The organism is Flavobacterium difficile, assembly GCF_011392115.1.
In the GTDB taxonomy this organism is placed as follows: Bacteria; Bacteroidota; Bacteroidia; order Flavobacteriales; family Flavobacteriaceae; genus Flavobacterium; species Flavobacterium difficile.
On record NZ_JAAJBT010000001.1, the window covers coordinates 444,048 to 470,123 of the forward strand.

21 protein-coding genes, 4 tRNA genes and 1 other RNA gene are annotated in these 26,076 nt (G+C 31.4%); 23 read left to right on the forward strand and 3 right to left on the reverse strand.

The window, feature by feature from the left end; translation table 11 throughout:
- Positions 1 to 66 precede the first annotated feature (66 nt).
- Positions 67 to 1,116, reverse strand: a complete 1,050-nt coding sequence (locus G4D72_RS01880; protein ID WP_166075892.1) for a glutaminyl-peptide cyclotransferase — start codon at positions 1,114 to 1,116, stop codon at positions 67 to 69.
- Between the two features lie 88 nt (positions 1,117 to 1,204).
- On the opposite strand from G4D72_RS01880, the gene ffs reads away from it, so the two are divergent.
- The 5 genes from ffs (at position 1,205) to G4D72_RS01905 (ending at position 6,198) form a co-directional block, all read left to right on the forward strand.
- An RNA gene (gene ffs, locus G4D72_RS01885) (signal recognition particle sRNA small type) lies at positions 1,205 to 1,302 on the forward strand.
- An 85-nt stretch (positions 1,303 to 1,387) separates the two neighbouring features.
- Complete coding sequence (locus G4D72_RS01890) at positions 1,388 to 2,428, forward strand: M28 family metallopeptidase (RefSeq protein WP_166075893.1); 1,041 nt, start codon at positions 1,388 to 1,390, stop codon at positions 2,426 to 2,428.
- Positions 2,428 to 2,841, forward strand: a complete 414-nt coding sequence (locus G4D72_RS01895) for a type II 3-dehydroquinate dehydratase (RefSeq protein WP_166075894.1) — start codon at positions 2,428 to 2,430, stop codon at positions 2,839 to 2,841. Before G4D72_RS01890 ends, G4D72_RS01895 begins: the two co-directional genes overlap by 1 nt.
- A gap of 61 nt (positions 2,842 to 2,902) precedes the next feature.
- Positions 2,903 to 3,655, forward strand: a complete 753-nt coding sequence (locus G4D72_RS01900; RefSeq protein ID WP_166075895.1) for a head GIN domain-containing protein — start codon at positions 2,903 to 2,905, stop codon at positions 3,653 to 3,655.
- A 77-nt stretch (positions 3,656 to 3,732) separates the two neighbouring features.
- Positions 3,733 to 6,198 carry a DUF5686 and carboxypeptidase regulatory-like domain-containing protein gene (locus G4D72_RS01905; RefSeq protein ID WP_166075896.1) on the forward strand — a complete coding sequence of 822 codons (2,466 nt, stop codon included), beginning with the start codon at positions 3,733 to 3,735 and terminating at the stop codon, positions 6,196 to 6,198.
- Positions 6,199 to 6,280: 82 nt separating this feature from the next.
- On the opposite strand, the gene lysS is transcribed toward G4D72_RS01905, so the two are convergent.
- Positions 6,281 to 7,975 (reverse strand): lysine--tRNA ligase, encoded by a 1,695-nt coding sequence (gene lysS / locus G4D72_RS01910; RefSeq protein ID WP_166075897.1) that lies wholly within the window; start codon positions 7,973 to 7,975, stop codon positions 6,281 to 6,283.
- A 114-nt stretch (positions 7,976 to 8,089) separates the two neighbouring features.
- Between lysS and G4D72_RS01915 the strand changes: the two genes are divergently transcribed.
- Both G4D72_RS01915 and lipB read left to right on the forward strand, forming a co-directional pair.
- Complete coding sequence (locus G4D72_RS01915) at positions 8,090 to 9,007, forward strand: hypothetical protein (protein WP_166075898.1); 918 nt, start codon at positions 8,090 to 8,092, stop codon at positions 9,005 to 9,007.
- Between the two features lie 79 nt (positions 9,008 to 9,086).
- Complete coding sequence (gene lipB, locus G4D72_RS01920) at positions 9,087 to 9,782, forward strand: lipoyl(octanoyl) transferase LipB (protein WP_166075899.1); 696 nt, start codon at positions 9,087 to 9,089, stop codon at positions 9,780 to 9,782.
- On the opposite strand, the gene G4D72_RS01925 is transcribed toward lipB, so the two are convergent.
- The gene (locus tag G4D72_RS01925; RefSeq protein ID WP_166075900.1) at positions 9,779 to 10,480 is read right to left on the reverse strand and encodes a ribonuclease HII; all 702 of its coding nucleotides are present in this window, start codon (positions 10,478 to 10,480) and stop codon (positions 9,779 to 9,781) included. The two genes, lipB and G4D72_RS01925, sit on opposite strands and share 4 nt — an antisense overlap.
- A gap of 200 nt (positions 10,481 to 10,680) precedes the next feature.
- Between G4D72_RS01925 and G4D72_RS01930 the strand changes: the two genes are divergently transcribed.
- From G4D72_RS01930 to G4D72_RS02005, 16 genes are all read left to right on the forward strand, one after another.
- Positions 10,681 to 13,761 carry a SusC/RagA family TonB-linked outer membrane protein gene (locus G4D72_RS01930; protein WP_166075901.1) on the forward strand — a complete coding sequence of 1,027 codons (3,081 nt, stop codon included), beginning with the start codon at positions 10,681 to 10,683 and terminating at the stop codon, positions 13,759 to 13,761.
- Positions 13,762 to 13,773: 12 nt separating this feature from the next.
- Positions 13,774 to 15,339 carry a RagB/SusD family nutrient uptake outer membrane protein gene (locus G4D72_RS01935; protein WP_166075902.1) on the forward strand — a complete coding sequence of 522 codons (1,566 nt, stop codon included), beginning with the start codon at positions 13,774 to 13,776 and terminating at the stop codon, positions 15,337 to 15,339.
- An 89-nt stretch (positions 15,340 to 15,428) separates the two neighbouring features.
- On the forward strand, positions 15,429 to 17,297 hold the full coding sequence (locus G4D72_RS01940) for a putative porin (RefSeq protein ID WP_166075903.1): 1,869 nt from the start codon (positions 15,429 to 15,431) through the stop codon (positions 17,295 to 17,297).
- 199 nt (positions 17,298 to 17,496) lie between these two features.
- Positions 17,497 to 18,858: a pyridoxal-phosphate dependent enzyme gene (locus tag G4D72_RS01945; protein WP_166075904.1), complete on the forward strand. Its 1,362-nt coding sequence runs from the start codon at positions 17,497 to 17,499 to the stop codon at positions 18,856 to 18,858.
- Positions 18,859 to 18,957: 99 nt separating this feature from the next.
- On the forward strand, positions 18,958 to 20,226 hold the full coding sequence (locus G4D72_RS01950) for a DUF2851 family protein (protein ID WP_166075905.1): 1,269 nt from the start codon (positions 18,958 to 18,960) through the stop codon (positions 20,224 to 20,226).
- Positions 20,227 to 20,252: 26 nt separating this feature from the next.
- Positions 20,253 to 20,471 (forward strand): PspC domain-containing protein, encoded by a 219-nt coding sequence (locus G4D72_RS01955; RefSeq protein ID WP_091309403.1) that lies wholly within the window; start codon positions 20,253 to 20,255, stop codon positions 20,469 to 20,471.
- A gap of 8 nt (positions 20,472 to 20,479) precedes the next feature.
- Positions 20,480 to 21,358 carry a ComEA family DNA-binding protein gene (locus tag G4D72_RS01960; RefSeq protein ID WP_166075906.1) on the forward strand — a complete coding sequence of 293 codons (879 nt, stop codon included), beginning with the start codon at positions 20,480 to 20,482 and terminating at the stop codon, positions 21,356 to 21,358.
- A 38-nt stretch (positions 21,359 to 21,396) separates the two neighbouring features.
- Positions 21,397 to 22,569 (forward strand): acyl-CoA dehydrogenase family protein, encoded by a 1,173-nt coding sequence (locus G4D72_RS01965; RefSeq protein ID WP_166075907.1) that lies wholly within the window; start codon positions 21,397 to 21,399, stop codon positions 22,567 to 22,569.
- Positions 22,570 to 22,722: 153 nt separating this feature from the next.
- A complete protein-coding gene (rpsU, locus tag G4D72_RS01970; protein WP_166075909.1) occupies positions 22,723 to 22,917 on the forward strand; it encodes a 30S ribosomal protein S21 in 195 nt (64 codons plus the stop codon).
- 71 nt (positions 22,918 to 22,988) lie between these two features.
- Complete coding sequence (locus G4D72_RS01975) at positions 22,989 to 23,882, forward strand: tyrosine-type recombinase/integrase (RefSeq protein WP_166075910.1); 894 nt, start codon at positions 22,989 to 22,991, stop codon at positions 23,880 to 23,882.
- Positions 23,883 to 23,909: 27 nt separating this feature from the next.
- Complete coding sequence (gene hpf / locus G4D72_RS01980; RefSeq protein WP_166075911.1) at positions 23,910 to 24,212, forward strand: ribosome hibernation-promoting factor, HPF/YfiA family; 303 nt, start codon at positions 23,910 to 23,912, stop codon at positions 24,210 to 24,212.
- Between the two features lie 94 nt (positions 24,213 to 24,306).
- Positions 24,307 to 24,380 (forward strand) — tRNA-Thr (locus tag G4D72_RS01985).
- Positions 24,381 to 24,430: 50 nt separating this feature from the next.
- Positions 24,431 to 24,511 (forward strand) — tRNA-Tyr (locus G4D72_RS01990).
- A 115-nt stretch (positions 24,512 to 24,626) separates the two neighbouring features.
- Positions 24,627 to 24,698 (forward strand) — tRNA-Thr (locus G4D72_RS01995).
- Between the two features lie 59 nt (positions 24,699 to 24,757).
- Entirely contained in the window at positions 24,758 to 25,945 is a 1,188-nt protein-coding gene (tuf, locus tag G4D72_RS02000; protein WP_166075912.1) for an elongation factor Tu, read from the forward strand.
- 56 nt (positions 25,946 to 26,001) lie between these two features.
- A tRNA-Trp gene (locus G4D72_RS02005) sits at positions 26,002 to 26,073 on the forward strand.
- Positions 26,074 to 26,076: the final 3 nt, after the last annotated feature.

Consider the following 26,076-nt stretch of genomic DNA (forward strand, 5'->3'; position numbering starts at 1 on the left):
TACGAAGTGATTTATATCTCGTTTCTCTTAATTTTCTTATTGTTGTAGTGATTGAATTTTAATATTTTACTTCAATTTAATTTCGAACATTTTGTCCCAATTTTTCCCAGTTAAAAATACTGTTTTTGATACAGGGTTGTAAGCGATTCCGTTCAAAACTTCACCATCAAGTAATGTTCTGGCGTTTTTCGTTTTTAAGGCTGAAAAATCAATAGCAGCTTCCACAGCACCATTTTCTGGATTAATAATAACGATAACATCTTTTAAATATACGTTAGCCCATATTTTTCCATCAATCCATTCTAATTCATTCAATTCTGGAATAGCATTAGTGTCAGTAAATACATTTATAGAGCGTTCCATTTTTTGAGTGTTTGGATTTAGAAAATAAATTTTACTAGTTCCGTCGCTCATAATCAAATGCTTGTCGTTGTGTGTTAAACCCCAGCCTTCAATTTCAGCAAAATAATTAAACGTTTTTTCTTGAGCTAAAGTTTCCGCATTATAAATGAATCCTACTTTATTTTGCCATGTTAGCTGATAAATCTTGTTGTTGTAAACAGTAATTCCTTCACCAAAATAGTCTGGAGACAATGAAACAGATTTGGAAACTTTTCCCGATTTGTAATCGGTTTTTCTTAGCGTTGATTCGCCATTTTGCCCTGTTCCTTCTAATAAAATTCCATTATAAAACTCTAAACCTTGTGTATAAGCATTAACATCATGAGAATAAGTGTTTAAAATAGTGTAATCTTTAGTTTCATATAATTTTGGAGTAATGTTAGAAACTAAATCAAAAAAGACTTCACAAGCCATTTCTTTGCCTTCAAAATGAACAATAGCTTTAATGTTATGATTGCCAAAAGGTAATTTATCTAATTTATAAACAAAGGTTTTGTTCGCCACAGCTGTACCTAATTTTTCATCATTTGAAGAGTAAACCACAGAATCAATAGCTATGTTTTCTGTGTTTTCAATACGTAAATTTACACTTTCACTAGGTTTATAAATCAATTTTAAGTCTTTTGAAGCAATTGAAAATAAATTTTCTTTAGTGCCACAATTGTATAAAAAAACACTTAAAGATGTGATTATAAGTAAGTTAATTTTTTTCATTTTCCTAATAATTAATACTACAATATTACAATTTATTTTAAACTAATTTTTTGATTTGTAAAAATAATAAAAGATTGTATATTTGCATCGGCAAGTCCTACACGACCAGCTCCTACAAAATCCTCCAGGGTGGGAACGCAGCAAAGGTATGTGGTTGTAGCGGTGCGATGTAGGTCGCTTGCCATTTTTTATTTCTTCGCTATAAAAATTTCATAAATTTTATTTGTATTAACTTTTTTAATTAGATTTGTATGGTAATAAATCCTTACAAATGAAAAAGTCATTCTATCTATTTGCAGCATCTTTGTTTTTACTTAGTTGTTCTACCAAAAAAAATATTGTTTCTGTTCGTGAAAGTAAAGTTGTAGACCCAACAAAATACATGAACACAATCAATGAAGCCAGCTTGTCTAAAAATCTTCATGTAATTGCTTCTGATGAAATGGAAGGAAGAAATACAGGAGAACCCGGACAGAAAAAAGCTGGGTTATACATTATAGAACAATATAAAGCATTAGGAATAAAAAATCCTCCAGGTTCTACAGATTATTATCAGAAAGTGCCTTCTGAATTTATGAAAAAAGGATTTTCTCCGAAATTAGGAGATTCTGAAAATATTTGGGCTTTTATTCCAGGTGCCGAAAAACCAGAAGAAGTACTAGTAATATCTGCACATTACGACCATGTTGGTATGAAAAACGGGGAAGTTTTTAATGGAGCTGATGATGATGGTTCGGGAACGGTTTCGTTAATCGAAATTGCTAAAGCGTTTATGGAAGCCAAAAAGGAAGGTTTTGCGCCAAAACGATCAATACTTTTTTTACATGTAACTGGCGAGGAACATGGTTTACATGGTTCTAGATATTACTCTGAAAATCCGTTATTTCCATTAAAAAATACAGTAGCCGATATAAATATTGATATGGTTGGACGTAGAGATACTATTGGTACGCACAAAGAAAACGGAAAATATATTTATGTAATTGGATCTGATAGATTAAGTTCTGAATTACATGCTATTAATGAACAAATGAATGCCAAATATGTGGGATTAAATTTAGATTATACTTTTAATGCTAGAAATGATCCGAATCAGTTTTATTTCCGTTCTGATCACTACAACTTTGCTAAAAAAGGAGTGCCTTCTATTTTCTTTTTCAATGGCGTGCATGAAGATTACCATGGTCCGAATGACACAGCTGATAAGATTGAATATGATTTGTTAACCCTGCGTGTTAAATTAGCTTTTACTTTGGCGTGGGAATTAGCAAACAGAGAAAATAAAATTGTAGTAGATAAAGACGGTAAATAATGCGATTATTACTTTTAAATGGTCCGAATTTGAATTTATTGGGGCAACGTGAAACGTCAATTTACGGCAACCAAGATTTTGATTCTTTTTTTAAAGAACTAACTTCAAAATTTCCATCAGTTCAATTGGATTATTTTCAATCGAATATTGAGGGTGAAATTATCAATAAATTACAAGAAGTTGGTTTTTCATATGAAGGTATTATTTTAAATGCTGGTGCATATACACATACTTCTGTAGCTATTGGCGATTGTATAAAAGCGATCACTACACCGGTAATAGAAGTCCATATTTCCAACACTTTTTCAAGAGAAACATTTCGTCATCAGTCCTATATTTCACCAAATGCAAAAGGGGTTATCATAGGTTTTGGCTTAGAAAGTTATGTCTTAGGAATTCAAAGTTTTTTATAACGTTTACCATTTTTTAAATTTCATCATACATTACACTAAAATCTTAAAAAAAAATATTAAAATGAAAAAAATCAACGGGTTTGTTATTGTGTTTTTTACTTTAATTTCTGCAGCATTCGGACAAGTTAAAGAAAGCAGAACAGTTGGCAACTTTACAGCGATAAGAGCTTCTGGAAGTGTAAATGTGGTGTATTCTCAAAGTGCCACACAAGCCATTGAAGTCACCTGGGAAAAAGAGTTCATGAAATATTTAAAAATTGAAGCTAAAAATAATATACTCAAAATTTATATTGAAAACGATTCAAATTTAAATACTATCGATACAAGTAAATTATTGGTATCTGTATCCAATAGAGGTATTGGAACCATTTCTTTGAGCACTTCTGCAACTTTTTCTATAAAAGGAAATTTGAATGTAAGTTTGTTGAAAATTAATACAACTACTAGTTCGGATTTTTCAGGAACGGTTACATGTAATTCCATTTTTGTTGATGCTTCATCAAGTTCAAACATTGCCTTAACAATGGCTACAGATGATATTGCAGTAAATTTAAGTAGTAGCGCAAGTGTAATGCTTAAAGGGAAAACAAATAATCTAGCAATTGACGCTTCTAGTTCGTCAGATTGTGATGCAAAGGAATTGAATTCGAATTCCATTCAAGTATTAGCAAGTACATCTTCTCAAGTGGTTGTGTTGCCTTTAAAAAGTTTAGATGCAACTGCTTCAACAAGTGCCTCTGTAAAATATTATGGGAAACTGGAAAAAGTTAAAATTTCTGAAAATACATCCGGTTCTGTAGAACTAATGAAATAATTTTTCAGCAAATTATTTGATGTAACAAAAAAGCTAATCTTACTACTTATCAGAATAAATTTAAATAAAAGCCAAATATGAAATTAAAAGTATTATTCGCCCTAGCCCTAATTTCTCACTTTTCATTCGCACAAATTAGAGGAAAAGTTACAGATTCAAAAGGAAATGCCTTGCCTTATGCAAGTGTAACAATTGAAAAAACCTACAATGGAACTTCAACCAATGAAAATGGAGAATACGAACTAACCGTAAAAAAAACAGGAACTTATACCTTAGTTTTTAAAATTTTAGGATACAAAACGCAAACCATTAGTAAAGAAATTAACGCTTTCCCAGCAGTTATAAACGCTACTTTATCAGATGAAGAATATTCAATTGAAGAAGTAGTGGTTAAAAATGGTGAAAATCCTGCGAATGCAATTATAAGAAGTGCCATTGCCAATCGTAAAAAAAACACGGATAAAACCGATAAATATGAGGCCGATTTTTACTCAAGAGGAATTTTTAGAGTAAAAGATATTCCGAAAAAATTTATGGGTGTGGAGATTGGAGATTTAGAAGGAAATCTTGATTCTACTGGTGCTGGAATTATTTACCAATCGGAAACCGTTTCCAAAATTAAGTTCGAAAAACCAAACAACATAAAAGAAGAAATTCTTGCAAGTAAAGTAGCTGGTAACGATAATGGATTTAGTTTCAATACAGCTTTAAGTACCAATTACGATTTTTATCAGAATACGATAAATTTTGGAATCCCTATGATTTCTCCCATTGCTTCCAATGCTTTTAATTATTATAAATACAAAATAGAAGATTCTTTTACAGATGGTTATAATAATTTTGTTTATAAAATAAAAGTTACACCTAAGCGAGATAAAGAACCTGTTTTTGAAGGGTACATATACATTGTAGACGATTCTTTTGCTATTTATGCTACAGATTTAGATATTAAAGGCTATAGAGCACAAAGTGAATTTTTAGAGACGCTTAAATTGACTCAGAATTTTAATTATAATCCAGACACTAAAATTTGGATCAAAAATTTACAATCTTTAGATTTTAAGGCTGGAATTTTTATGATGAAATTTAACGGAAAATTTACTCATGTATTTAGTAATTATAATTTTGTGGACAGTTTCGACAAAAAAACGTTTGGAAGTGAGTTGGTTACGTTTGCTGAAAAATCTAACAAAAAAGAAGATTCCTATTGGTCTGAGAATCGCCCTGTACCATTAACAGACGAAGAAACTACGAACTATATTAAAAAAGATAGTGTTTATAAAGTTAGAAATTCACAAGTGTATTTAGATTCTGTTGATGTCGTTTCAAACAAGTTTAAAATCTCAAAAATTATAACAGGATATACGTTTAAAAACAGCTTTAAAAAATCCAGATTTAACTATCAAGGTTTGTTTAATTTGGCTGCTTTTAATTTTAATACGGTTCAAGGTTATCATATAGGTTCTGGATTTTCTTATACAAAATTTAATGAAGAAAAAAGAAAATATACTTCCATTGCAACAGATTTTCAATACGGATTTTCAGATGAAAGAATAAGACCAACCGCTTCGTTTTATCATAAATTCAATAATACAAATGATGCTTACATTCGTTTAACTGGAGGAAATAAAGTCAATCAATTTAATAGCTCAGAGCCTATATCTGGTATAGAAAACTCGGTAAGTTCATTAGTTTTTAAAAATAATTTCATGAAATTGTATGAAAAAGAATTTATTGAAATTGCATCTGGAAGAGAAGTTTTTAATGGGTTCTTTTTAAATGCAAATTTAGCTTATGAAAACAGAAAACCGCTGTTTAATACTACTGATTTTGCTATCAATAAAACTAGTGATGTATACAGTTCAAATAATCCGTTAAATCCGTTATCTGATGCTATTGCTGCTTTTGATGAGCATCATTTAACTAAGTTTAGTTTGAGTTCGAGAATCGTTTTTGGTCAGAAATACATCACAAGACCAGATGGAAAGTTAAATATTAATGAAGGAAAATATCCAACACTTGGTTTAACTTATACGAAAGCCTTTTTAGCAACTTCAAAAGGATATGAATATGATTTTGTAGAAGCTCGTTTAAATTACAATAAAACATTAGCGAATAAAGGTGATTTACAATTGAATATGAAAGTTGGAAAATTTTTCAATGCCGATAACATTTCTTTTGCAGATTTTAAACATTTTAATGGCAATCAAACACATGTTAGAATAGACGGACAATATAATAACAGTTTTAATTTATTGCCTTATTATACTCAATCTACAAATGATCAGTATTTTGAAACACATGTAAATTATAATGATAATGGATATTTTATGAATAAAATTCCAGTATTAAATCAATTAGGTTGGAATTTAGTAGGTGGTTTTCATCAATTAGCTGCGCCACAAAATAAGCCTTATCAAGAAATGACTGTCGGATTTGACCGAATTGGTTTTGGTAAACTAAAAATTTTCCGTGTAGATTATGTGAGAAGTTTTCAAGGCGGAGTGGCTAAAGACGGTTTAATGTTCGGCTTGAGATTTTAAGACATAACTTAAAATACTTCAAATAAAAAAAACCTCGAAACTTAATTGTTTCGAGGTTTTTAGTTTCATGATGTGTTAGTTTTTAAACTAGTACGACTAATTTATTGTCCCCATCAACTACAACTTTTGTTAAACCATGTTTGGCTAAACCTTTCATGGCAGCATCCCATTTTTTGCCGCTTAAGGCTGCTTTTTCTTTTAAAATAGCTATAGGTTGATTGTTTTCTTTCTCTAACAAAGAAACAATGAATTTTTCATCTTCGGTTAACTCGTACGTTACTTTTTTCTCTGGACGCATTTGTGGGAAAAATAAAACTTCCTGAATAGACGCGTTATTGGTTAAAAACATAATTAACCTGTCCATACCAATTCCTAATCCGGAAGTAGGAGGCATTCCGTATTCTAAAGCTCTTAAGAAATCTTCATCAATAATACCATTCGCTTCATCATCTCCTTTTTCAGCCAATTTCATTTGAGCTTCAAAACGTTCTCTTTGGTCAATTGGGTCGTTTAATTCCGAGTAGGCATTTGCAATTTCTTTTCCACAAACCATTAATTCAAATCGCTCGGTTAAATCTGGATTATCACGGTGTTCTTTACATAGCGGACTCATTTCTTTAGGATAATCCGTTATGAAAGTAGGTTGAATGTAATTGCCTTCACATTTAGCTCCAAAAATTTCATCAATTAATTTTCCTTTGCCCATGGTTTCATCAACATCGATGCCCATTCCTTTTGCAGCTTCAAACAATTCAGCTTCTGTTTTTCCAGAGATGTCAAAACCTGTAAAATCAATGATCGATTGCGTCATTGTAACTCTTTTGTAAGGTGCTTTGAAACTAATTTTATGTTCTCCAAAAGTTGTTTCTGGAGTATCATTTACTTTTGTGGCACAATACTCTAAAAGGTTTTCGGTAAATTCCATCATCCAATTGTAGTCTTTGTAAGCTACATAAATTTCCATAGCCGTAAATTCTGGATTATGGGTTCTGTCCATTCCTTCATTTCGGAAGTTTTTAGAGAACTCATATACACCATCAAATCCACCTACAATTAATCTTTTCAGATACAACTCATTGGCAATTCTCATGTACAATGGAATGTCTAAACTGTTGTGGTGTGTAATAAAAGGACGTGCAGCGGCACCACCAGGAATGGCTTGTAAAACAGGTGTTTCTACTTCCATGTAGCCACTTTCATTGAAAAAAGTTCGCATGGCCGAAAATAGTTTTGTTCTTTTTACAAATACTTCTTTCACTTGCGGATTTACTACTAAATCTACATATCGCATTCTGTATCTTAATTCGGCATCGTTAAAAGCATCGTATACTTTTCCTTCCTCATCTGTTTTAGGTAAGGGTAGTGGACGTAATGTTTTGCTTAAGAAAGTGAATTTTTCAACTTTTACACATTTTGCACCTACTTGAGTTGTAAATAATTCTCCTTCAATTCCAAGGAAATCTCCCAAATCGGTTAGCTTTTTAAATACTTGATTATATTGTGTTTTGTCTTCGTCTGGACAAATATTATCTCTGTTAAAATACACTTGAATTCTGCCTTCACTGTCCTGTATTTCAGCAAATGCAGCTTTTCCCTGATCTCTAACACTCATTAATCTTCCAGCAATTACTACCTTTTTTCCTTCTTCAAAATTTTCCTTTATTTTTTTTGAAGTGTGTTTTACAGGATATAAATCTGCAGGATAAGGATTGATGCCTAAATTTCTTAAGGCTTGTAATTTCTCTCTTCTAATGATTTCTTGTTCGGAAAGTTGCATATCTTTTTGTTTTTAAGCTTGCAAAGATAGTTAATAGAAATATAGTTTCAAAGTCCGAATTTTTTAGGAGAATAATTTCTAAATTGTATCTTTGAAAAAATTAAACTTACAAAAATGAAAAAATTTAGTTTAGCCATACTAGTCAGTTTTTCTCTAATTAGCTGTTCAATTTCAGAACAAATACTATTTAATGAAGATGGTTCTGGAAAATTGACCTATAGTGTCGACATGTCCAAAATGATTGCGCTATCTAAGGATTTAGATAAATCTAATGAAATGACAAAAGAGTTGACAGAAGATACGGAAAAAGATATGGATACCGTTTTTGATATTAAAGATGTTTTGGCTAAACGTGTACTTGATGGAAAACCATTGACTCCAGAACAGATAAAAAACATGGAGTCTATGAAAAATTATACTTTTAGAATGTATGTGAATAAAGCTAAAAGTGAAATGAAATATACAATGACTACCGATTTTAAATCGATTGCTGAAGTAGGAAATGTTGGTTCGGCTTTATCTTCAATGAAAAGTTTATCTGGAAAAAAAGCGAATGCATTAGATGCTGCTACACCACAAGGGAATACAGAAGTTGTTTTTTTATTTGATGGCAAACGTTTTTCACGATCGGTAGTTGAGAAGCCTTACACTGAAGAAGAAGAAATTATTTATGAAGAAGTTTCAGATACTGCCGTTTATGAGCATGAAATGGATACTTTGCGAGCTGAAGATTATGAAGAGGAAGATGTTGAAATGGAAACGGATGAAAATGAAGTAGAAGAGAAGATGAGTAAGGAAGATATAGAAAAAATGAACAAAGAGTTTGCGAAAATTGGTGAAATGATGAAAAAAGGAATGGAAGAATCGGGTTTCGAGTTTCAATACACATTTGCTAAAAAAATTAAAAAAGTATCTTTGTCTAAATCAAATTATAAATTAAGTGAAGATAAAAAAACAATTTTTCTAAAATATAATTTCGAAACATTCTCAAAAAAAATAAAAGATTTGAATTTGAATATAGAATTTGAATAAAGTCTAATGAGTCCATCTCGCAAAAAAAATAAATCAAAACTTTGTGTCTTAATGGCAAAAAAAATCGTGTACATAAATTATGAATAAAAAAATTCAACTTTTCGATTTAGGAATCAAAGATTACAAAGCAACATGGAATTATCAGGAAGAATTGTTTAAGAAAATTGTAGATGCGAAAATTTCAAATCGAAATTCGGAGGTTCAAGAAGCTACTCCTAATTTTTTTCTTTATGTAGAACATCCTCATGTTTATACTTTAGGTAAAAGTGGTGATTTTTCAAACCTATTGCTTTCTGAAAAACAGTTAGAAGAAAAAGGCGCAACTTTTTACAAAATAAATAGAGGTGGAGATATCACATATCATGGGCCAGGCCAAATAGTTGGTTATCCAATACTAGATCTTGAAAATTTTTTTACAGACATACATAAATACCTTCGTTTTTTAGAAGAAGCTATAATTTTGACTTTAGCGGAATACGGATTACAAACAGAAAGAAGTCCTGGAGAAACTGGAGTTTGGTTTGATGTTGGTACTCCATTTGCGAGAAAAATATGCGCTTTAGGAGTTCGTGCTTCTCGTTGGGTAACGATGCATGGCTTTGCTTTAAATGTAAATGCCGATTTAGGTTATTTTGATAATATTATTCCTTGTGGAATCCGCGGTAAAGCAGTAACCTCTATGCATGTAGAGTTAGGAAGAGAAATAAACGAACAAGAAGTAAAAGAAAAAATTCTAAAACATTTTTCAACTCTATTTGAAAATTCTTTCATTTAAACATCTAAATTCAAACTAAGTTGTTCAGGAAATAATCTGAAGGTTTTTCTGTGGTATTTTGTTATGCCGTATTTTTGAATAGCTTCTCTATGTTCCTTAGTTGGATAACCTTTGTTTTTTTTCCAATTGTACATTGGGTATTCATCGTGAATTTTATCCATAAAATCATCCCTATAAGTTTTGGCTAGTATCGAAGCTGCCGCAATGCTTAAATAATTTGCATCACCTTTAATTATAGAGGTATTTGGAATTTGTTTTAAAATTTCAATTTCATGGGTGTTAAATACTTTGCCTGTTTGCTGTTTCATCCCCAATTTCCCATTTAAAGGCCTATTTCCATCAACGATTATGAATTGTGGTAATGTTTTTAGTTTCAATACACTTTCTTGCATCGCTTTCATAGAAGCATTAAGTATATTTATTTCGTCAATTTCTTCTGGATAAATATGTGTAAATGCAAAATCATATAAGTTTTCTAAGATAGGTCTTAATTCAAAACGTTTTTTTTCGGAAAGTTGTTTGGAGTCGTTAAGGTTTTTAAAAAGTAATTTCTCGATTTTTTTGTCTTCTTTAGTTAAGTTAAAGTTAGGAGAATGTAAAATTAAAGCTGCAGCAGTAACTGGACCAGCAAGACAGCCTCTGCCAGCTTCATCAGTACCACACTCTACTAAAAAACTGCTGTAACATTTTTTTAACATAAAATATTTTTTACAAAAATAAATAATTTTTACGCAACCTTTAACACTTTTTTGCATCTCATGTATAGTTGTTTCAACAATCTATTTTTTTTAGCTAAAAAAATTTAACACAATTAAATTGATGATTTTACGAACTATTATTTGTTTATTTAAGAAATTATTAAGAAGTTTGCGGAATAACTAACTCAAATAAAATTAATATGAGATCGAAGTTCAAATGGATTTTTACGCTTTTAGTAGCGTTAACAATGCAGTTTTCTTTCGCGCAACAGAAAACTGTTACAGGTACAGTAACAAGTGAAGGGGCAGCTCTGCCTGGTGCTACTGTAAGAATAGCGGGTACACAATTAGGTACTCAAACTGATGAGAATGGTAAATTCTCTATCAAAGCGGCTCAAGGTGATGTTTTAGAAATTTCATTTCTAGACAAAGCCACTGAAAAAGTTACCGTAGGAGCAGGTAATGTTGTAAATGTAGTGTTGGCTAATAAAGCAGCTACAGAAATTGAAGTAGTTCAGATTACGGGTTACCGTACTGTTACAAAGAAAACTTCTAACGTTGCTGATGCATCAGTAAGTGCTAAAACAATTGAAAACAGACCAAATGCCAATGCTATCAATACCTTACAAGGTCAATTAGCAGGGGTAAATATTACTGCTTCAACTGGTCAGCCAGGTGCTAAATCATCAGTTATTATTAGAGGTCTTGCAACTATCAACGGTTCTTCTGATCCTCTTTATGTTATTGATGGTTTCCCAACTACTGCTGATAACTTTAGAACTATTAACTCTAATGATATTGAGTCAGTTACAGTATTGAAAGATGCGATTGCAATTTCTCAATATGGTAACAGAGGTTCGAATGGTGTAATTGTTGTTAAAACTAGAAAAGCTAAATTTGGTAACAACTTAACTACATTCCGTTATTCATCTCAGTATGGTGTTGCAACTTTACAAGATCCAAAATACAGATATGCTAATGCTCAACAGTTATTGAAATTAGAGCAAGGTTTAGGTGTAGGAATTGGTGCTGGTTTAACAGATGCAGAAATTGATTCATACACTACTAATACAGACTGGGTTGACTATTTCTTTAGACCAGCTACAACTTTATCTCATAACTTAAGTATTGAAAATTCATCTAAAAAGATGTCTTCTTTCACTTCATTAGGTTACATGAGTCAAGATGGTGTACTTGAAACTACAGGTTTACAAAGATTTAACTTAAGAAATAACATTAACGGTAAATCTGAAAACGAAAAATTCAAATTCCAAGTTAATACTGCTTTTGGTTATTCTAAAAATAACGAAGCTACTAACTTAGGAGATGGTGCTATTAACAGAAACTATGCTTTAGGTGCTTATTTATCAGCTCCTCACGTATCACCAGATGTTTATCAAGGTTCTCAATCTGCATTAGACTTTTTCAACAATACTCCAGGTTTATTAGCTACTCCAATCATGCTTATTGATAAGTTACAAACTTACAAAAACTTAACTGATGAATCTAGATTTGATGTTGCTACAGATTTCTCTTACAACTTTATGAAGGATTTCACAGCAAGAGCTAAAGTGAATGGAACGTTATTAACTAACAGATTTTTCCAAGCTGAGTTTCCAAACTCTTTCAATGCTTTATTGTTCTCTTCTACTCCAGGTGTAAGTTCATTAGATGGTGGTAACTTTAATGGTTTTGAAGATATTAACAGTAGAAGAGAGTTTTACTATAATAACTTGTTTGCTTTAGAGTACAATAAAAAATTCAACGATCATACTTTCTTTGCTTCTGCTAACTTTGAATATAATCACTCAAGATTACATACAAATAACTTTAGACAAAGAGGTTTAAATCCATTAACTTTCGTACCTAATACTGGTGCTGGTTATGTTGCTGATACAGGGGCAAATGACTTTTATGTTCCACAAATTAGTGCGTCACAATTAAGACAAGACTTAGTTTCTTACTTTGGTATCTTTGATTATGACTTCAAATCTAAATATGGTATTTCTGCTAACATTAGAAGAGATGGTACTTCTAGATTTGCTGAAGATTACAGATGGGGTACTTTTTACTCTGTAGGTGCTCGTTGGAATATTGACGAGGAAAGCTTTATGGATGGTTTCAACAATATAGATGTCTTAAAATTAAGAGCTTCTTATGGTACAACAGGTAATGAAAGAATTGTTGGTGGTACTGTGTTTGCTGGTATTGTTAACCCAACTTTCTCTAACAACTTCTCTGTTGCAAATAACACATACAACGGACAACAAGGTATTACTTATGGTTTAGGTTTCCCTGAAGTTCAGTGGGAAGTTACTACTAACTCAAACGTTGGTATTGATTTAGAAATGTATAAATCAAGATTAAGAATGAACTTAGATTTCTACAACAGATTAACAGAAGATATTTTCTTAGACTCTCCTGTTCAAGCAGCTGTAGGTAGTTCAACTATTAGAAAAAATTCAGAAGCTGATATCACTAACAAAGGTATTGAATTAAACATCGCTTATGATTTAATTAACAATCCTGAAAAAGATCTTAAGTTTACTTTACGTGCTAACGGATCATACAACAAAAACACTGTAGGTGGTATTACAACAAATGATGGTAAGATTTTTGATGTTAACACAGCAGGTTATACTTTAATCACACAAAATGGTGGTTCAATTTATGAGCCGTTTGTATATCCTTATGTAGGTGTTAATCCTGCAAATGGTAACTTATTATTTGCTGATATCAATGGTAACCCAACTGAAAATCCTTTTTCAACTGACAGAAGAGCGACTGGTAAGAGTTTTATCCCAGTATATCAAGGAGGTTTCGGATTTGATTTTGATTACAAAGGATTCTTTGCATCTTCTACTTTTACATTTGTATACGATGTTTGGAGATTTGATACAGATGAAGAAAATTTATATGACGTAGGAAATATTGGTCAATTTAATGTGTCTTCAGATATGTTAAATGCATGGACTACTTCTAATACAAACACAAACATCCCATCTTTGTCAGCTACTAATTTAGCAGCTCAAGGAAATTCTGACAGATTCTTAAGAGATGCATCTTACATCAGATTAAGAAATGTTCAATTAGGTTACAGATTACCTAAGAAAAATTTGAAAAAATTATTTATTACTGACTTAGCGTTCACTCTTCAAGCTGAAAACTTATTCACATTTACTAAATGGGATGGTTTTGACGCAGAAAGTACAAGAACTGCTGATTTCTATCAATATCCAACTCCAAGAATTTACACTTTTGGTATAGATGTTAAATTTTAAAATTATTTAATTATGAAAAAATATTTTAGTTTATTTATGGGTCTTTTCTTGTTACTTTCTTGTAGCGATGAAGTGCTAGACCCTTTTATCCCAGGAGTAATTACAGATGTAGATCTTGCTGTAAGAACATCAGGTGATATGCAAAGAATGTTAAATTCTGCGCAAAATATTATGACCAACAGAGATGAGTATGTTTTCACTTCTGTTTTTACTGACGAGGCTGTTCCAGGTTTCAATAACGGAGGTCAAGGTATTGCTGGTTCAGATGCTTATTATTTATTTTTCTTAAATCCTTCTTCAGGTGCTCCTGCTAACATTTGGTCATCAAATTTGGCTGCTATGGCTAGAATTAACATTGTTTTAGAACAAGCAGAAGAAATTGTTCCAGTTAGTGCTGCTGACGAAGCTTTAATTAAAAGATTAGTTGCTGAAGCTAAAATTTTAAGAGCTTTAGGTCACTTAAAAGTAATGGCTTATTTCTCTACTGATTTAAAAAATGACGCTGCTTTAGCTGGTGTTATTGCTGATAGAGTTTTTCCATTCAATGCGGTTATTCCAAGAGCTACAAATGGTGATACTTATGCATTTATTCATAATGATTTAGATGATGCTATTACTACTTATACAACTAATTCATTACCTGCAGTAGCTGCTGCTTCAGTTAACGTTACACCAAGTTTAACTTTAGCTAGAGCTTTAAAAGCTAGAGCTTACGCTTACAAAGGTGATTATGCTAATGCAGAAATTTTTGCTGATCAAGTTATAAGTTCTTCAGTTGTAATTGCTCCAAGAACTCAGTTAGCAACAATTTTCCATACGCATACAAATGGACCAACTTCTGAAGTTATTTATAAATTCAAAAGAACAGTTCAACAAAATGCACAAGGTGCTAACTTACACAATGGATGGGTGTCTGTAGGTAATGCTAGAAATGGTTCTCCATTTTATGAAGTATCTCGTTCTCTTTATAATGCTTTAGTTAATGCTCCTGGTACAGATGCAAGAACAAATATCATTGTAAGACCTGCTGGTGGAACTACTGGTTCTTTAATTGATCCAAGTTATGCAACAAGTACTGCTGTAAAAGATTCTGATATTTTAGTTCCTTTTAAACATGGTGGTGCTGGTGCTGCTACAGCTACAAATGGTTTCAATCCAGATTTTATTCAAGTTAGAATCTCTGAAATGTATTTTATTAAAGCTGAAGCAAGAGCAAATGCTGGTGACTTTGCTGGTGTTGCAACGCAATTACAAATTATTACAAATAACAGATTTACAACGCCTCCTGCTGCTTTAGTTTTAACTTCAGCACAACAAGCTTGGAAAGCTATTCTTGATGAAAGAAGAAAAGAATTAGCATTTGAAGGTCACCGTTTTATTGATATCAAACGTTTATATTCTTTAGCTGGTGTTACTAATTTTGATAGAGATCCTGCAGATTATGCTCCAACTGGTTTAAATTATCCTGGTGCTAATCCATCATTATTCTCATTTGCTAATAATCCTAAATTAGCTTTACCAATTCCTAATCAGGAAATCAATGCAAATGGTTCATTAATTCAGAATCCTGGATATTAATCATTAGCTTATAACATTTAAACCCCGATTTATTCGGGGTTTTTTTATTTCCATAATTTCTCATTACATTTGCTTTTTAAATAACAAAAATGAGATACCTAATTATTTTGCTTAGTTTTTTTTGTGTGGTTATTAATGCGCAAGAATCTGATACTACAACAGTAAATGAACTTAAAGCCGATATTAAATTATATAAAACATTTAATACTCAAAAGGACACCGTTTTTATTGATACTTCGCTTACCATTCAAGATGAATATAAATATAATTATCTTAGAAAAGACAATTTCGGTTTATTTACTTTTGCTAATGAAGGTTATTTGTTCAATCAATTAGATTATTCAAAAAAAAAGCAGTTTGTTTTACCACAATTTGGTTTTCATGCTAAACATAGTACTTACTTACAAAATGATGACATTTACTATTATTCCGTACCAACTCCTTTGACGGATATTTATTTTAAAACGGTAATGCGTCAAGGTCAAAGTTTAGATGCACTTATCTCAGTAAATACAAAACCAAATTTAAATTTCACTGTAGCATATAAGTCCATTCGCTCTATTGGAGATTATTTTAATAATCTAACAAGCTCTGGACATTTCAGATTTATCACGAATTATAATTCTCTTAATAAAAAATACTTTTTAAAAGCCAATTTTGTTGGACAAGATATATTTAATCAAGAAAACGGTGGTATTATAGATCTTTCCCAATTAGATGGAACTAATACTTCTTTTAGTCAGCGTGAAAGAGTAGATGTCTATTTTACCGATGCATCCTCAAAATTAAAAGGGAATCGTTATTTTTTAGAGCAATCTTACCTTTTTAATAAACGAAATTCTTTACAAATCAAACATCAAACCTATTACGAAAGTAAATTTTATGAGTTCTTACAAACTACAAAAAGTTCAAGATTAGGAAACTCTATATTTTCCAATATAAACGATAAAACTCGTTTCAATGTTTTTTATAATAAAGTAGCTTTGAGTTTCAATACTAAAAATTTAGGTCAAATTAATTTTTTTATAGATGATTATTCTTTTAATCAGCTATATAAGATAGATCAAAGTGATGTGTCTTTTAATCCATCTGCTAATTACAATCTTAAAAGATCTATTAATTCTGTCGGTGGTCAATATGAGTTTTCTGCTAAAAAATGGAATTTCAATGTTTTAGTACAAAATGCAATTTTAAATCAGCCAACATCAAATTACGAAGCAACCGCTAAATATGATTTTTCGGAGGATAATTTTGTTAAAATTTCTGCCCAACAAACAAGTAAACTTCCAGATAATATCTTTGTTTTTATGGTTAGTGATTATGATAATTACAATTGGGATTCACCTTTTAAAAATGAAAAAATAAGTATTCTATCCGCAGAAACAAAAAACAAGTGGTTTGAAGCTTCATTAAAATTTACAAATCTTAACGACCATTTGTATTTCTTCAATACAAACATAAATATAGATAGTTTAGTAGTAAAACCTTTCCAATACAATAAATCAATTCAATACTTAAGTCTAAATCTTGCTAAAGAAATTAAATATAAAAATTGGGCTTTAGACAATCGTATCACTTTTCAAGAAGTACAACAGGACGATAAAATTTTAAATTTACCTTATTTCATTCTTCGTAATACGTTGTATTATACCAACAAAGTTTTTAAAAAGGCCATGTTGTTACAAACTGGAGTTACAGTGAATTATTTTAGTGAATATTACGCTAACGATTATATGCCTGTTCTGGGAGAGTTTTTTGTTCAAAATACTACCAAAGTTGGAAATTTTCCAGTTTTAGATTTTTTCGTGAATGCTCGTGTTCAACAATGTAGAATTTACCTAAAGGCCGAACATCTAAACGCTCTTTTTACCAAAAAAGTAGATTATTACAACGCACCTAATTATCCCTTTAGAGATTTTCATGTGCGTTTCGGATTAGAGTGGAATTTCTTTAAATAATAATTGGGCGTGCCCTTTCAGGTCGTGCTGTCCACTATATTCCCGATGAAAAATCGGGAGATGCCGTTACCATCACTCACGCAGTTCGCTTTCTAAATGAAAATTTTCTTTATAAACGGATTTTTCTAAAACTTTTCAACAGCAAACTTGAAAGCTGATGCAAAAAAAACTAATTTTGTAGCCCTTAATAGATTTAAAAATGAAGTACGCAAAAAACATATTAGAAACTATCGGAAATACTCCAATAGTTAAATTAAATAAAATTGCAGCAGAAATTCCTTGTTTGGTTTTAGGTAAATTGGAAATCTTTAATCCAGGTAATTCAGTTAAAGACAGAATGGCTGTTAAAATGGTTGAAGATGCAGAAGCCGACGGCAGGTTAAAACCTGGAGGAACAATTATCGAAGGTACTTCTGGTAATACAGGAATGGGCTTAGCTTTAGCCGCAATTGTTAAAGGTTATAAATGCATTTTTGTAATTTCCGATAAACAATCTAAAGAAAAGGCAGATATTTTACGTGCAGTTGGTGCGAAAGTTATTGTTTGTCCAACAGACGTAGAGCCAACAGATCCTCGTTCATATTATTCTGTTTCTAAAAGATTAGGTGAAGAAATTCCTAATTCTTGGTATGTCAATCAATACGATAACCCAAGTAATGCAACGGCACATTACGAACAAACTGGTCCTGAAATCTGGGAACAAACGGAAGGGAAAATCACCCATTTTATTGTTGGAGTAGGAACTGGTGGAACAATTTCTGGTGTGGCTAAATATTTAAAAGAAAAAAATCCAAACATTAAAATTTGGGGAATTGATACGTATGGTTCGGTTTTTAAAAAATACCATGAAACCGGAATTTTCGATGAAAATGAAATTTATTCCTACATTACAGAAGGAATTGGAGAAGACATTCTACCTAAAAATGTAGATTTTTCTCTTATCGATGGTTTTACAAAAGTAACAGACAAAGATGCTGCCGTTTATACACGTAAATTAGCTTTAGAAGAAGGGATTTTCTGTGGGAATTCTGCTGGTGCTGCGGTTAAAGGATTGTTACAGTTAAAAGAACATTTCAAACCAGAAGATGTTGTAGTAGTTTTATTTCACGATTCAGGAAGTAGATACGTAGGTAAAATGTATAACGACGAATGGATGCGCGAACGTGGATTCTTAGAGGAAGAAATAACAAAAGCAGAAGATTTAATCAAAGATCACAAAGACAAACCCTTAGTAATTGTTCGTACTGAAGAATTGGTTTCTCATGCCATTGAAAGATTAAAAAAATATAAAATTTCTCAAATTCCCGTTATCGATACAACTGGTTTCGTTGGAAGTCTAGATGAATCAGATTTGTTCAGAAGTTATTTCGAAAATAAAGACATTGCAGATTTACCTATTAAAGATGTAATGGGGAAACCTTTTCCTGTTGTATCAGCAGCTGCTTCCGTGGATGAAGTTTCTAAACTCATCAATAAAGACAACCAAGCTGTTTTAGTAGATTTAGGAAACGGAAAACACCATATCATTACCAAACACGATATTATTAGTTCTATTAAATAGAAAAAAAATAAATCAAAAATTTTAAAAACGGATAGCAAATTGTTATCCGTTTTTTTTATATTTGTTTTTATTATAAGCCAAAATTAAATTTTATTCGCCATGCATGAAGAATTTCTCCATTATTTATGGGTAAATAAGAAACTACCATTTACTCAACTTCAAACTCATCTTAACGAAAGTTTAGAAATCAATCATTTCGGACAGTATTTGCAAAATGCCGGTCCAGATATTTTTAATGCTCAAATTTCCATAAACCAACAAAAATGGGCAGGAAATATTGAAATTCATATCAAATCTTCAGATTGGTATGCACACAATCATGAAAATGACAGTAAGTATGATAATGTTATTTTACATGTTGTTTGGGAAAATGACATGCCCGTTTTTAGAAAAGATAACTCTGAAATTCCAACGTTAGAATTAAAAAAATACGTAGCGCTATCCGATATTCATTCTTATAAAGCTTTAACTACATCTAAAACATGGATTAATTGCGAAAATGAAATTGCTTCAACAGATACATTTGTATGGAACAATTGGTTAGAAACTTTATTCATTAATAGATTAGAAAGAAAATCTGCTTTAATTGACGAAAGATTGGAAGCAACAAATTACGATTGGGAAGCAGTATTTTTTGAAATGTTAGCCAAAAATTTCGGACTTAACACTAATGGCGATTCCTTTTTGCAATTAGCACAATCTATCCCGTATATAATTATTAGAAAAGAAAGTTTTGAAATAGAAAAGCTAGAGGCTTTGTTTTTTGGAAAGCTAAATATGTTAGAAGAAGATTTATATGATGACTACTATTTGAAGTTAAAAAGCAATTGGGAGTTTTTAAAGATTAAATACCACATTCAAGAAGAATTCGGGTTAGAACCTCAGTTTTTTAAATTACGCCCCGATAATTTTCCAACTATACGTTTGTCACAATTGGTTCATCTTATTTCAACTAAGCAAAATTTATTTTCTCAAATAATACTTGCTAACTCATATGAAGAACTCAAACAATTACTTAAAAGTGAAACTTCCTTATATTGGAAAAAACATTATACTTTTTCAAAATGTAGCAAAGAAAAAACCAAAAGATTAACGTCTCAATTCATCGATTTGTTGATAGTTAATACTATAATTCCAATAAAGTTTAGCTTTTCTAAAAGTCAAGGACAACTAAATATCGAAGAATTGATTCATCTTTTAGAAACTATTCCTTCAGAAAAAAATACAATCGTGTCTAAGTTTTTAGCATTTGATGTGAAAGCTACTAATGCTTTTCAATCTCAATCGTTGCTAGAACTTAAAAACGAATTTTGTAATAAAAATAAATGCCTCAAATGTGCTGTGGCTTTGCAATTGTTAAAAAACTAAGTATCTTTATCCTTTATAAATTAGAAATGTATAATTTACTTCATTTTTTCGAGAAAAACGGATTTTATGTAGCTTCACGTTTGGCCGATAGGCTTGGTATGCGCGCTACTCAAGTACGCTTGTTTTTCGTGTACATCTCTTTTATTACAGTAGGTTTGGGATTCGGATTTTATTTAACATTGGCTTTTTTGTTAAAATTAAAAGATATGATTTACACCAAGCGCAGTTCTGTGTTTGATTTATAAAAAAATCCATGATAAAATTTTCTAAAGGGCATTATTTCGGTATTGCCATTTTGCTAGCTCTAATAGGAGTGACGCAAGTAGGTTTCTATTTGTTTAATAATCATTATGCTAATATTGGGAATAGTACTTTCCAAGAAGATGAAAACTGGCTAAAACAACAAAACGGAATTGATAGTTTAAAAAAAGTTACTCAAGAAAATGCAACTAAAATATATCCGTTTAATCCGAATTTTATTTCTGATTATAAAGGTTATAAATTAGGAATGACTGTTGAACAAATTGATAAGCTTCACAAGCTAAGAAAGCAAAATAAATATGTGAATTCCAAATCCGAATTTCAAAAATTAACTGGTGTTTCTAATGATTGGATGAAAAAATATGCGCCCTATTTTAAGTTTCCAGACTGGGTGACTAATAAATCGGCTAATAAATATCCTTCTAACTTTGAAAATAAGTATCAAAAATTTGAGAAAAAAGAAGTTAAAATAACAGTTCAAGATATCAATACAGCTAGTCAATTCGAATTAGAGAAAGTTTTTATGATAGGAGAAAAGTTAGCTCTTAAAATAATCGCAGAGAGAGAAAAGTTTGGTGGTTTTTCTGATATGGAACAACTCAGTTATATTTGGGGAATTTCGCCAGAGGCTATAGAAGATTTGAATAAAAAATTTCAGGTAAAATCTTTGGATAATTTGAAGAAATATAAAATTAATGAATTGACAATTAAAGAATTGCAACAGTTTCCTTATTTCAATTACACATTAGCAAAAAACATTGTAACGTATAGAAGTATGAATGGGGAAATTAAGAGTATTGAAGATTTAACAAATGTTAAGCAATTTCCTGTTGAAAAATTAAAAATAATCGCCGTATATTTGGATTTTTAAATTAAATTAATAAAAATCAATATAAAAGGCTTATATATATGAATTCATTATACTTTACAGAAGAACACGAATTGTTTAGAAAAAGTTTACAAGATTTTTTACAAAAAGAAGTTGTACCTCACATTGAAAAATGGGAAAAGACGGGAACAATTGAACGCTTCATTTGGGAGAAATTTGGCGAAATGGGCTTTTTCGGAATCAACTATCCAGAAGCGTATGGAGGTTTAAATTTAGATTTATTTTACACCGTTGTTTTTTTAGAAGAACTTCAAAAGATTAAATCTTCAGGATTTGCCGCTGCTATGTGGGCTCATGCCTATTTAGCAATGACACATTTAAATGCAGAAGGTGATGAAAGAATCAAGCAAGAATATTTAGCGCCAAGTATTTTAGGTCAGAAAATTGGAGCTTTATGTGTTACAGAACCATTTGGAGGAAGCGATGTTGCCGGAATGAGAACCACTGCTGTAAAACAAGGCGATAAATTTGTTATTAACGGTTCTAAAACGTTTATCACAAATGGTGTTTATGCAGATTACTATGTGGTAGCGGCAAAAACGAATCCAGAATTAGGTAATAAAGGAATTAGTATATTTTTAGTAGACACAAAAACAAAAGGAATCTCTGCAACTAAACTAGATAAGTTAGGCTGGAGAGCATCAGATACTGCTGAAATTGCCTTTGATAATGTAGAAATTCCATTAGAAAATTTAATGGGTGAAGAAGGAAAAGGGTTTCCATACATCATGCAACATTTTGCTTTCGAAAGATTAATTATGGCAATCAATGCACATGCAAGAGCTGAATATGCTATTGATTATACTATTGAATATATGTCGCAACGTGAAGCTTTTGGAACTAAAATAAATTCTTTCCAAGCGTTACGCCATACTATGGTAGAACACGCTACAGAAGTAGAACATTGTAAACTTTTCAATTACGCTGCAACTGCCAGATTAGATAAAGGCGAATATGTGGTGAAAGAAGCTACAATGGCGAAATTAAAATCAACAAAAGTGGCTGATTTAGCAATTTACGATTGTTTACAAATGCTTGGTGGTTACGGTTATATGGAAGAATATCCATTAGCACGTTTATTAAGAGATAGTCGTTTGGGGCCAATTGGTGGTGGAACTTCTGAGATTTTAAAAGAGATTTTATCAAAAATGATCATCGACAAACAAAATTATCAACCAGCGGTAAAAAAATAATTTTGTTGTTTTAATCTTAAATAAATTCAAAAAACCAAGTAATGAGAGATTGTTACTTGGTTTTTTGTTTTAAAAAATAATTCACAATTTATAATTGACTATTCAAAATAAATATATACTTTTGCACCCTTAACGAGAGGAGGTGTCAATATTATGTTAATTATACCAATTAAAGACGGAGAAAATATCGATAGAGCATTAAAGCGCTATAAAAGAAAATTTGATAAAACAGGAACTGTTCGTCAGTTACGTGCACGTCAAGCTTTTATTAAGCCTTCTGTGACAAACAGAATCAAAATTCAAAAAGCAGCTTACATCCAAAACTTGAGAGATCAATTAGAAAGTTAATCGATCATTTTTTGATTAAATACTAGAACCGTTAGATTATAAATTATAAATTTGTGTCTAACGGTTTTTTTATGCGTAATAATTTACAGTCACATACAGAATATCTCGAAAAAGAGAAAAAATATTCACTGCTTACTGTGAAAGCATATTATAATGATATTGTATCGTTTCAACTTTTTTTAAATGAAAACCACAATTCTTGTAAATTAGAAGAAGTGAATTATCCATTGATTAGAAGTTGGATTGTTTACTTATCAGATTCTGAAATGGCTCCTTCTTCCATAAACAGAAAAATGGCATCCTTAAAATCCTTTTACAAATTTCTGTTAAAAACGAAACAAATTGAAATCAATCCTTTTGTAAAACACAAATCTTTAAAAACACCCAAGCAAGTACAAATTCCATTTTCAGAGAAAGAAATTAATCAATTGTTTGAAACGCAATTTTTAGATTCGGATTTTGATAGTGTTCGAAATAGGTTAGTTGTAGAATTGTTATATTCTACAGGAATGCGTCGTGCAGAATTAATAAATTTAGAAGTCAGTTCTATAGATTTTTCCGGAAAAACCATCAAGGTTTTGGGAAAAAGAAATAAAGAAAGAATTCTTCCTTTGTTGCTTTCGACTTTAGAAATTGTTACTTTATATTTAATAAAACGAAATGAACTTGAAATAATTGTTAACAAAGAAAAGTTAATATTGTCTAAAAAAGGAAATAAAATAAGTGAAACGTTTGTATATCGATTAATAAATGATTACTTTAGTACTGTATCTGAAAAGGTAAAAAAAAGTCCCCACGTTCTTAGGCATTCGTTTGCAACACATTTGTTAAATAACGGTGCAGATTTAAATTCAGTTAAAGAGTTGCTTGGTCATGCTAGTTTGTCATCTACTCAGATTTATACTCATAGTAGTTTATCTGAACTTAAAAAAGTGTACAACAATGCGCATCCAAGGAACAAATAAGAAATGTTTAATTAAATACCAATTATTATGAAAGTTAATGTTCACGCGGTTAATTTTAATATCGACAAAAAACTAGTTGATTTTATAGATGAGAGAATGACTAAGCTAGAAAAATATTATGATAAAGTAGTTTCTTCAGACGTATTTTTAAAAGTTGAAAATATAAGTGAAAAAGAAAATAAAATTGTCGAATTAAAAGTGTTAGTTCCTGGAGATGATTTTATTGTGAAAAAGCAAAGTAGGACTTTTGAAGAAGCAGCAGATTTAGCTGTAGAATCTTTAGAGCGTTTATTGGTAAAAAGAAAAGAAAAGTTAAGAGCACACAGTTAATTGAAAAAAAGATTTAAAAAAGTTTTGATTAATAAATAAATTACATACATTTGCAGTCCGTTAGAAATAGCGGACTTTTTCTATATATAGAAATGCCGGTGTAGCTCAGCTGGCTAGAGCAGCTGATTTGTAATCAGCAGGTCGTGGGTTCGAGTCCCTCCACTGGCTCTTTGAAATTTTAGGTATACTATTTATGCAACGAAGTGTGTAGGTAGAAAGGGGAGATACTCAAGCGGCCAACGAGGGCAGACTGTAAATCTGCTGTGAAAACTTCGCAGGTTCGAATCCTGCTCTCCCCACAATTTTGTAATTTGTTAAGAAGTGATTTTTAATAAATTTAGAAAAAAAAATACATAAGGTAAAAAAGAATTGAAAACAAATTTAGGTTTGTTTTTGACTTCTGAACTCACAAAAGCCGGTGTAGCTCAGGGGTAGAGTGCTTCCTTGGTAAGGAAGAGGTCTCGGGTTCAATTCCCGACATTGGCTCAAAATAGAAATAATTTTTGAACACTAATAATAAATAACTAAGATTAAATTTTAAAATCATGGCAAAGGAAACATTCGACCGTTCGAAGCCCCATTTGAATATTGGTACTATCGGACACGTAGATCACGGTAAAACTACGTTAACAGCTGCAATTACAAAAGTATTGTCAGATGCAGGTTTATCAGAAGCAAAATCATTTGATCAAATTGATAATGCTCCTGAAGAAAAAGAAAGAGGTATTACAATTAACACGTCGCACGTTGAGTATTCAACTGCTAACCGTCACTACGCTCACGTAGACTGTCCAGGTCACGCGGATTACGTTAAGAACATGGTTACAGGTGCTGCGCAAATGGATGGTGCTATCTTAGTAGTTGCTGCTACAGATGGTCCAATGCCACAAACTCGTGAGCATATCCTTTTAGGTCGTCAAGTAGGTGTGCCTAGAATGGTTGTATTCATGAACAAAGTGGATATGGTTGATGATGCTGAGTTGTTAGAGTTAGTTGAAATGGAAATCAGAGATTTATTATCTTTCTATCAATATGATGGAGATAATGGTCCAGTTATTCAAGGTTCTGCTTTAGGAGGTTTGAATGGAGATCCAAAATGGGTAGCTACTATCATGGAATTAATGGATGCAGTTGACAACTGGATTGAATTACCAGTTCGTGATGTTGAAAAACCATTCTTAATGCCAGTTGAAGATTCATTTACAATTACAGGTCGTGGAACTGTTGCTACAGGTCGTATCGAAACTGGAATTGCAAACACTGGAGATCCAGTTGAAATCATCGGTATGGGTGCTGAAAAATTAACTTCTACTATTACTGGAGTTGAAATGTTCCGTAAAATCTTAGATAGAGGTGAAGCTGGAGATAACGTTGGTTTATTATTAAGAGGTATTGATAAATCAGACATCAAAAGAGGTATGGTTATCATTAAGCCAGGATCTGTTAAACCACACGCTAAATTCAAAGCAGAGGTTTATATCTTGAAAAAAGAAGAAGGTGGACGTCATACTCCATTCCATAATAATTACCGTCCTCAGTTTTATGTACGTACAACTGACGTAACAGGTACTATTATGTTACCAGAAGGTAGAGAAATGGTAATGCCAGGTGATAACTTAACTATTGAAGTTGAATTATTATCTCCAATTGCATTGTCTTTAGGTTTACGTTTCGCTATCCGTGAAGGTGGTAGAACAGTAGGTGCTGGACAGGTAACTGAAATTTTAGACTAATTATAAGTCAATAATAAATTAAATCAGTACCGATTTTCGGTACTGATTTTTAACAAACGGGCGTAGTACAAGGGTTAGTATAGTGGTCTCCAAAACCATTGATGGGGGTTCGAATCCCTCCGCCCGTGCAA

Coding starts and splice junctions, on each gene's coding strand:
- G4D72_RS01880 (WP_166075892.1), bottom strand. CDS start 1,116: ATGAAAAAAATTAACTTACTTATAATCACATCTTTAAGTGTTTTTTTA.
- G4D72_RS01890 (WP_166075893.1), top strand. CDS start 1,388: ATGAAAAAGTCATTCTATCTATTTGCAGCATCTTTGTTTTTACTTAGT.
- G4D72_RS01895 (WP_166075894.1), top strand. CDS start 2,428: ATGCGATTATTACTTTTAAATGGTCCGAATTTGAATTTATTGGGGCAA.
- G4D72_RS01900 (WP_166075895.1), top strand. CDS start 2,903: ATGAAAAAAATCAACGGGTTTGTTATTGTGTTTTTTACTTTAATTTCT.
- G4D72_RS01905 (WP_166075896.1), top strand. CDS start 3,733: ATGAAATTAAAAGTATTATTCGCCCTAGCCCTAATTTCTCACTTTTCA.
- lysS (WP_166075897.1), bottom strand. CDS start 7,975: ATGCAACTTTCCGAACAAGAAATCATTAGAAGAGAGAAATTACAAGCC.
- G4D72_RS01915 (WP_166075898.1), top strand. CDS start 8,090: ATGAAAAAATTTAGTTTAGCCATACTAGTCAGTTTTTCTCTAATTAGC.
- lipB (WP_166075899.1), top strand. CDS start 9,087: ATGAATAAAAAAATTCAACTTTTCGATTTAGGAATCAAAGATTACAAA.
- G4D72_RS01925 (WP_166075900.1), bottom strand. CDS start 10,480: ATGTTAAAAAAATGTTACAGCAGTTTTTTAGTAGAGTGTGGTACTGAT.
- G4D72_RS01930 (WP_166075901.1), top strand. CDS start 10,681: ATGAGATCGAAGTTCAAATGGATTTTTACGCTTTTAGTAGCGTTAACA.
- G4D72_RS01935 (WP_166075902.1), top strand. CDS start 13,774: ATGAAAAAATATTTTAGTTTATTTATGGGTCTTTTCTTGTTACTTTCT.
- G4D72_RS01940 (WP_166075903.1), top strand. CDS start 15,429: ATGAGATACCTAATTATTTTGCTTAGTTTTTTTTGTGTGGTTATTAAT.
- G4D72_RS01945 (WP_166075904.1), top strand. CDS start 17,497: ATGAAGTACGCAAAAAACATATTAGAAACTATCGGAAATACTCCAATA.
- G4D72_RS01950 (WP_166075905.1), top strand. CDS start 18,958: ATGCATGAAGAATTTCTCCATTATTTATGGGTAAATAAGAAACTACCA.
- G4D72_RS01955 (WP_091309403.1), top strand. CDS start 20,253: ATGTATAATTTACTTCATTTTTTCGAGAAAAACGGATTTTATGTAGCT.
- G4D72_RS01960 (WP_166075906.1), top strand. CDS start 20,480: ATGATAAAATTTTCTAAAGGGCATTATTTCGGTATTGCCATTTTGCTA.
- G4D72_RS01965 (WP_166075907.1), top strand. CDS start 21,397: ATGAATTCATTATACTTTACAGAAGAACACGAATTGTTTAGAAAAAGT.
- rpsU (WP_166075909.1), top strand. CDS start 22,723: ATGTTAATTATACCAATTAAAGACGGAGAAAATATCGATAGAGCATTA.
- G4D72_RS01975 (WP_166075910.1), top strand. CDS start 22,989: ATGCGTAATAATTTACAGTCACATACAGAATATCTCGAAAAAGAGAAA.
- hpf (WP_166075911.1), top strand. CDS start 23,910: ATGAAAGTTAATGTTCACGCGGTTAATTTTAATATCGACAAAAAACTA.
- tuf (WP_166075912.1), top strand. CDS start 24,758: ATGGCAAAGGAAACATTCGACCGTTCGAAGCCCCATTTGAATATTGGT.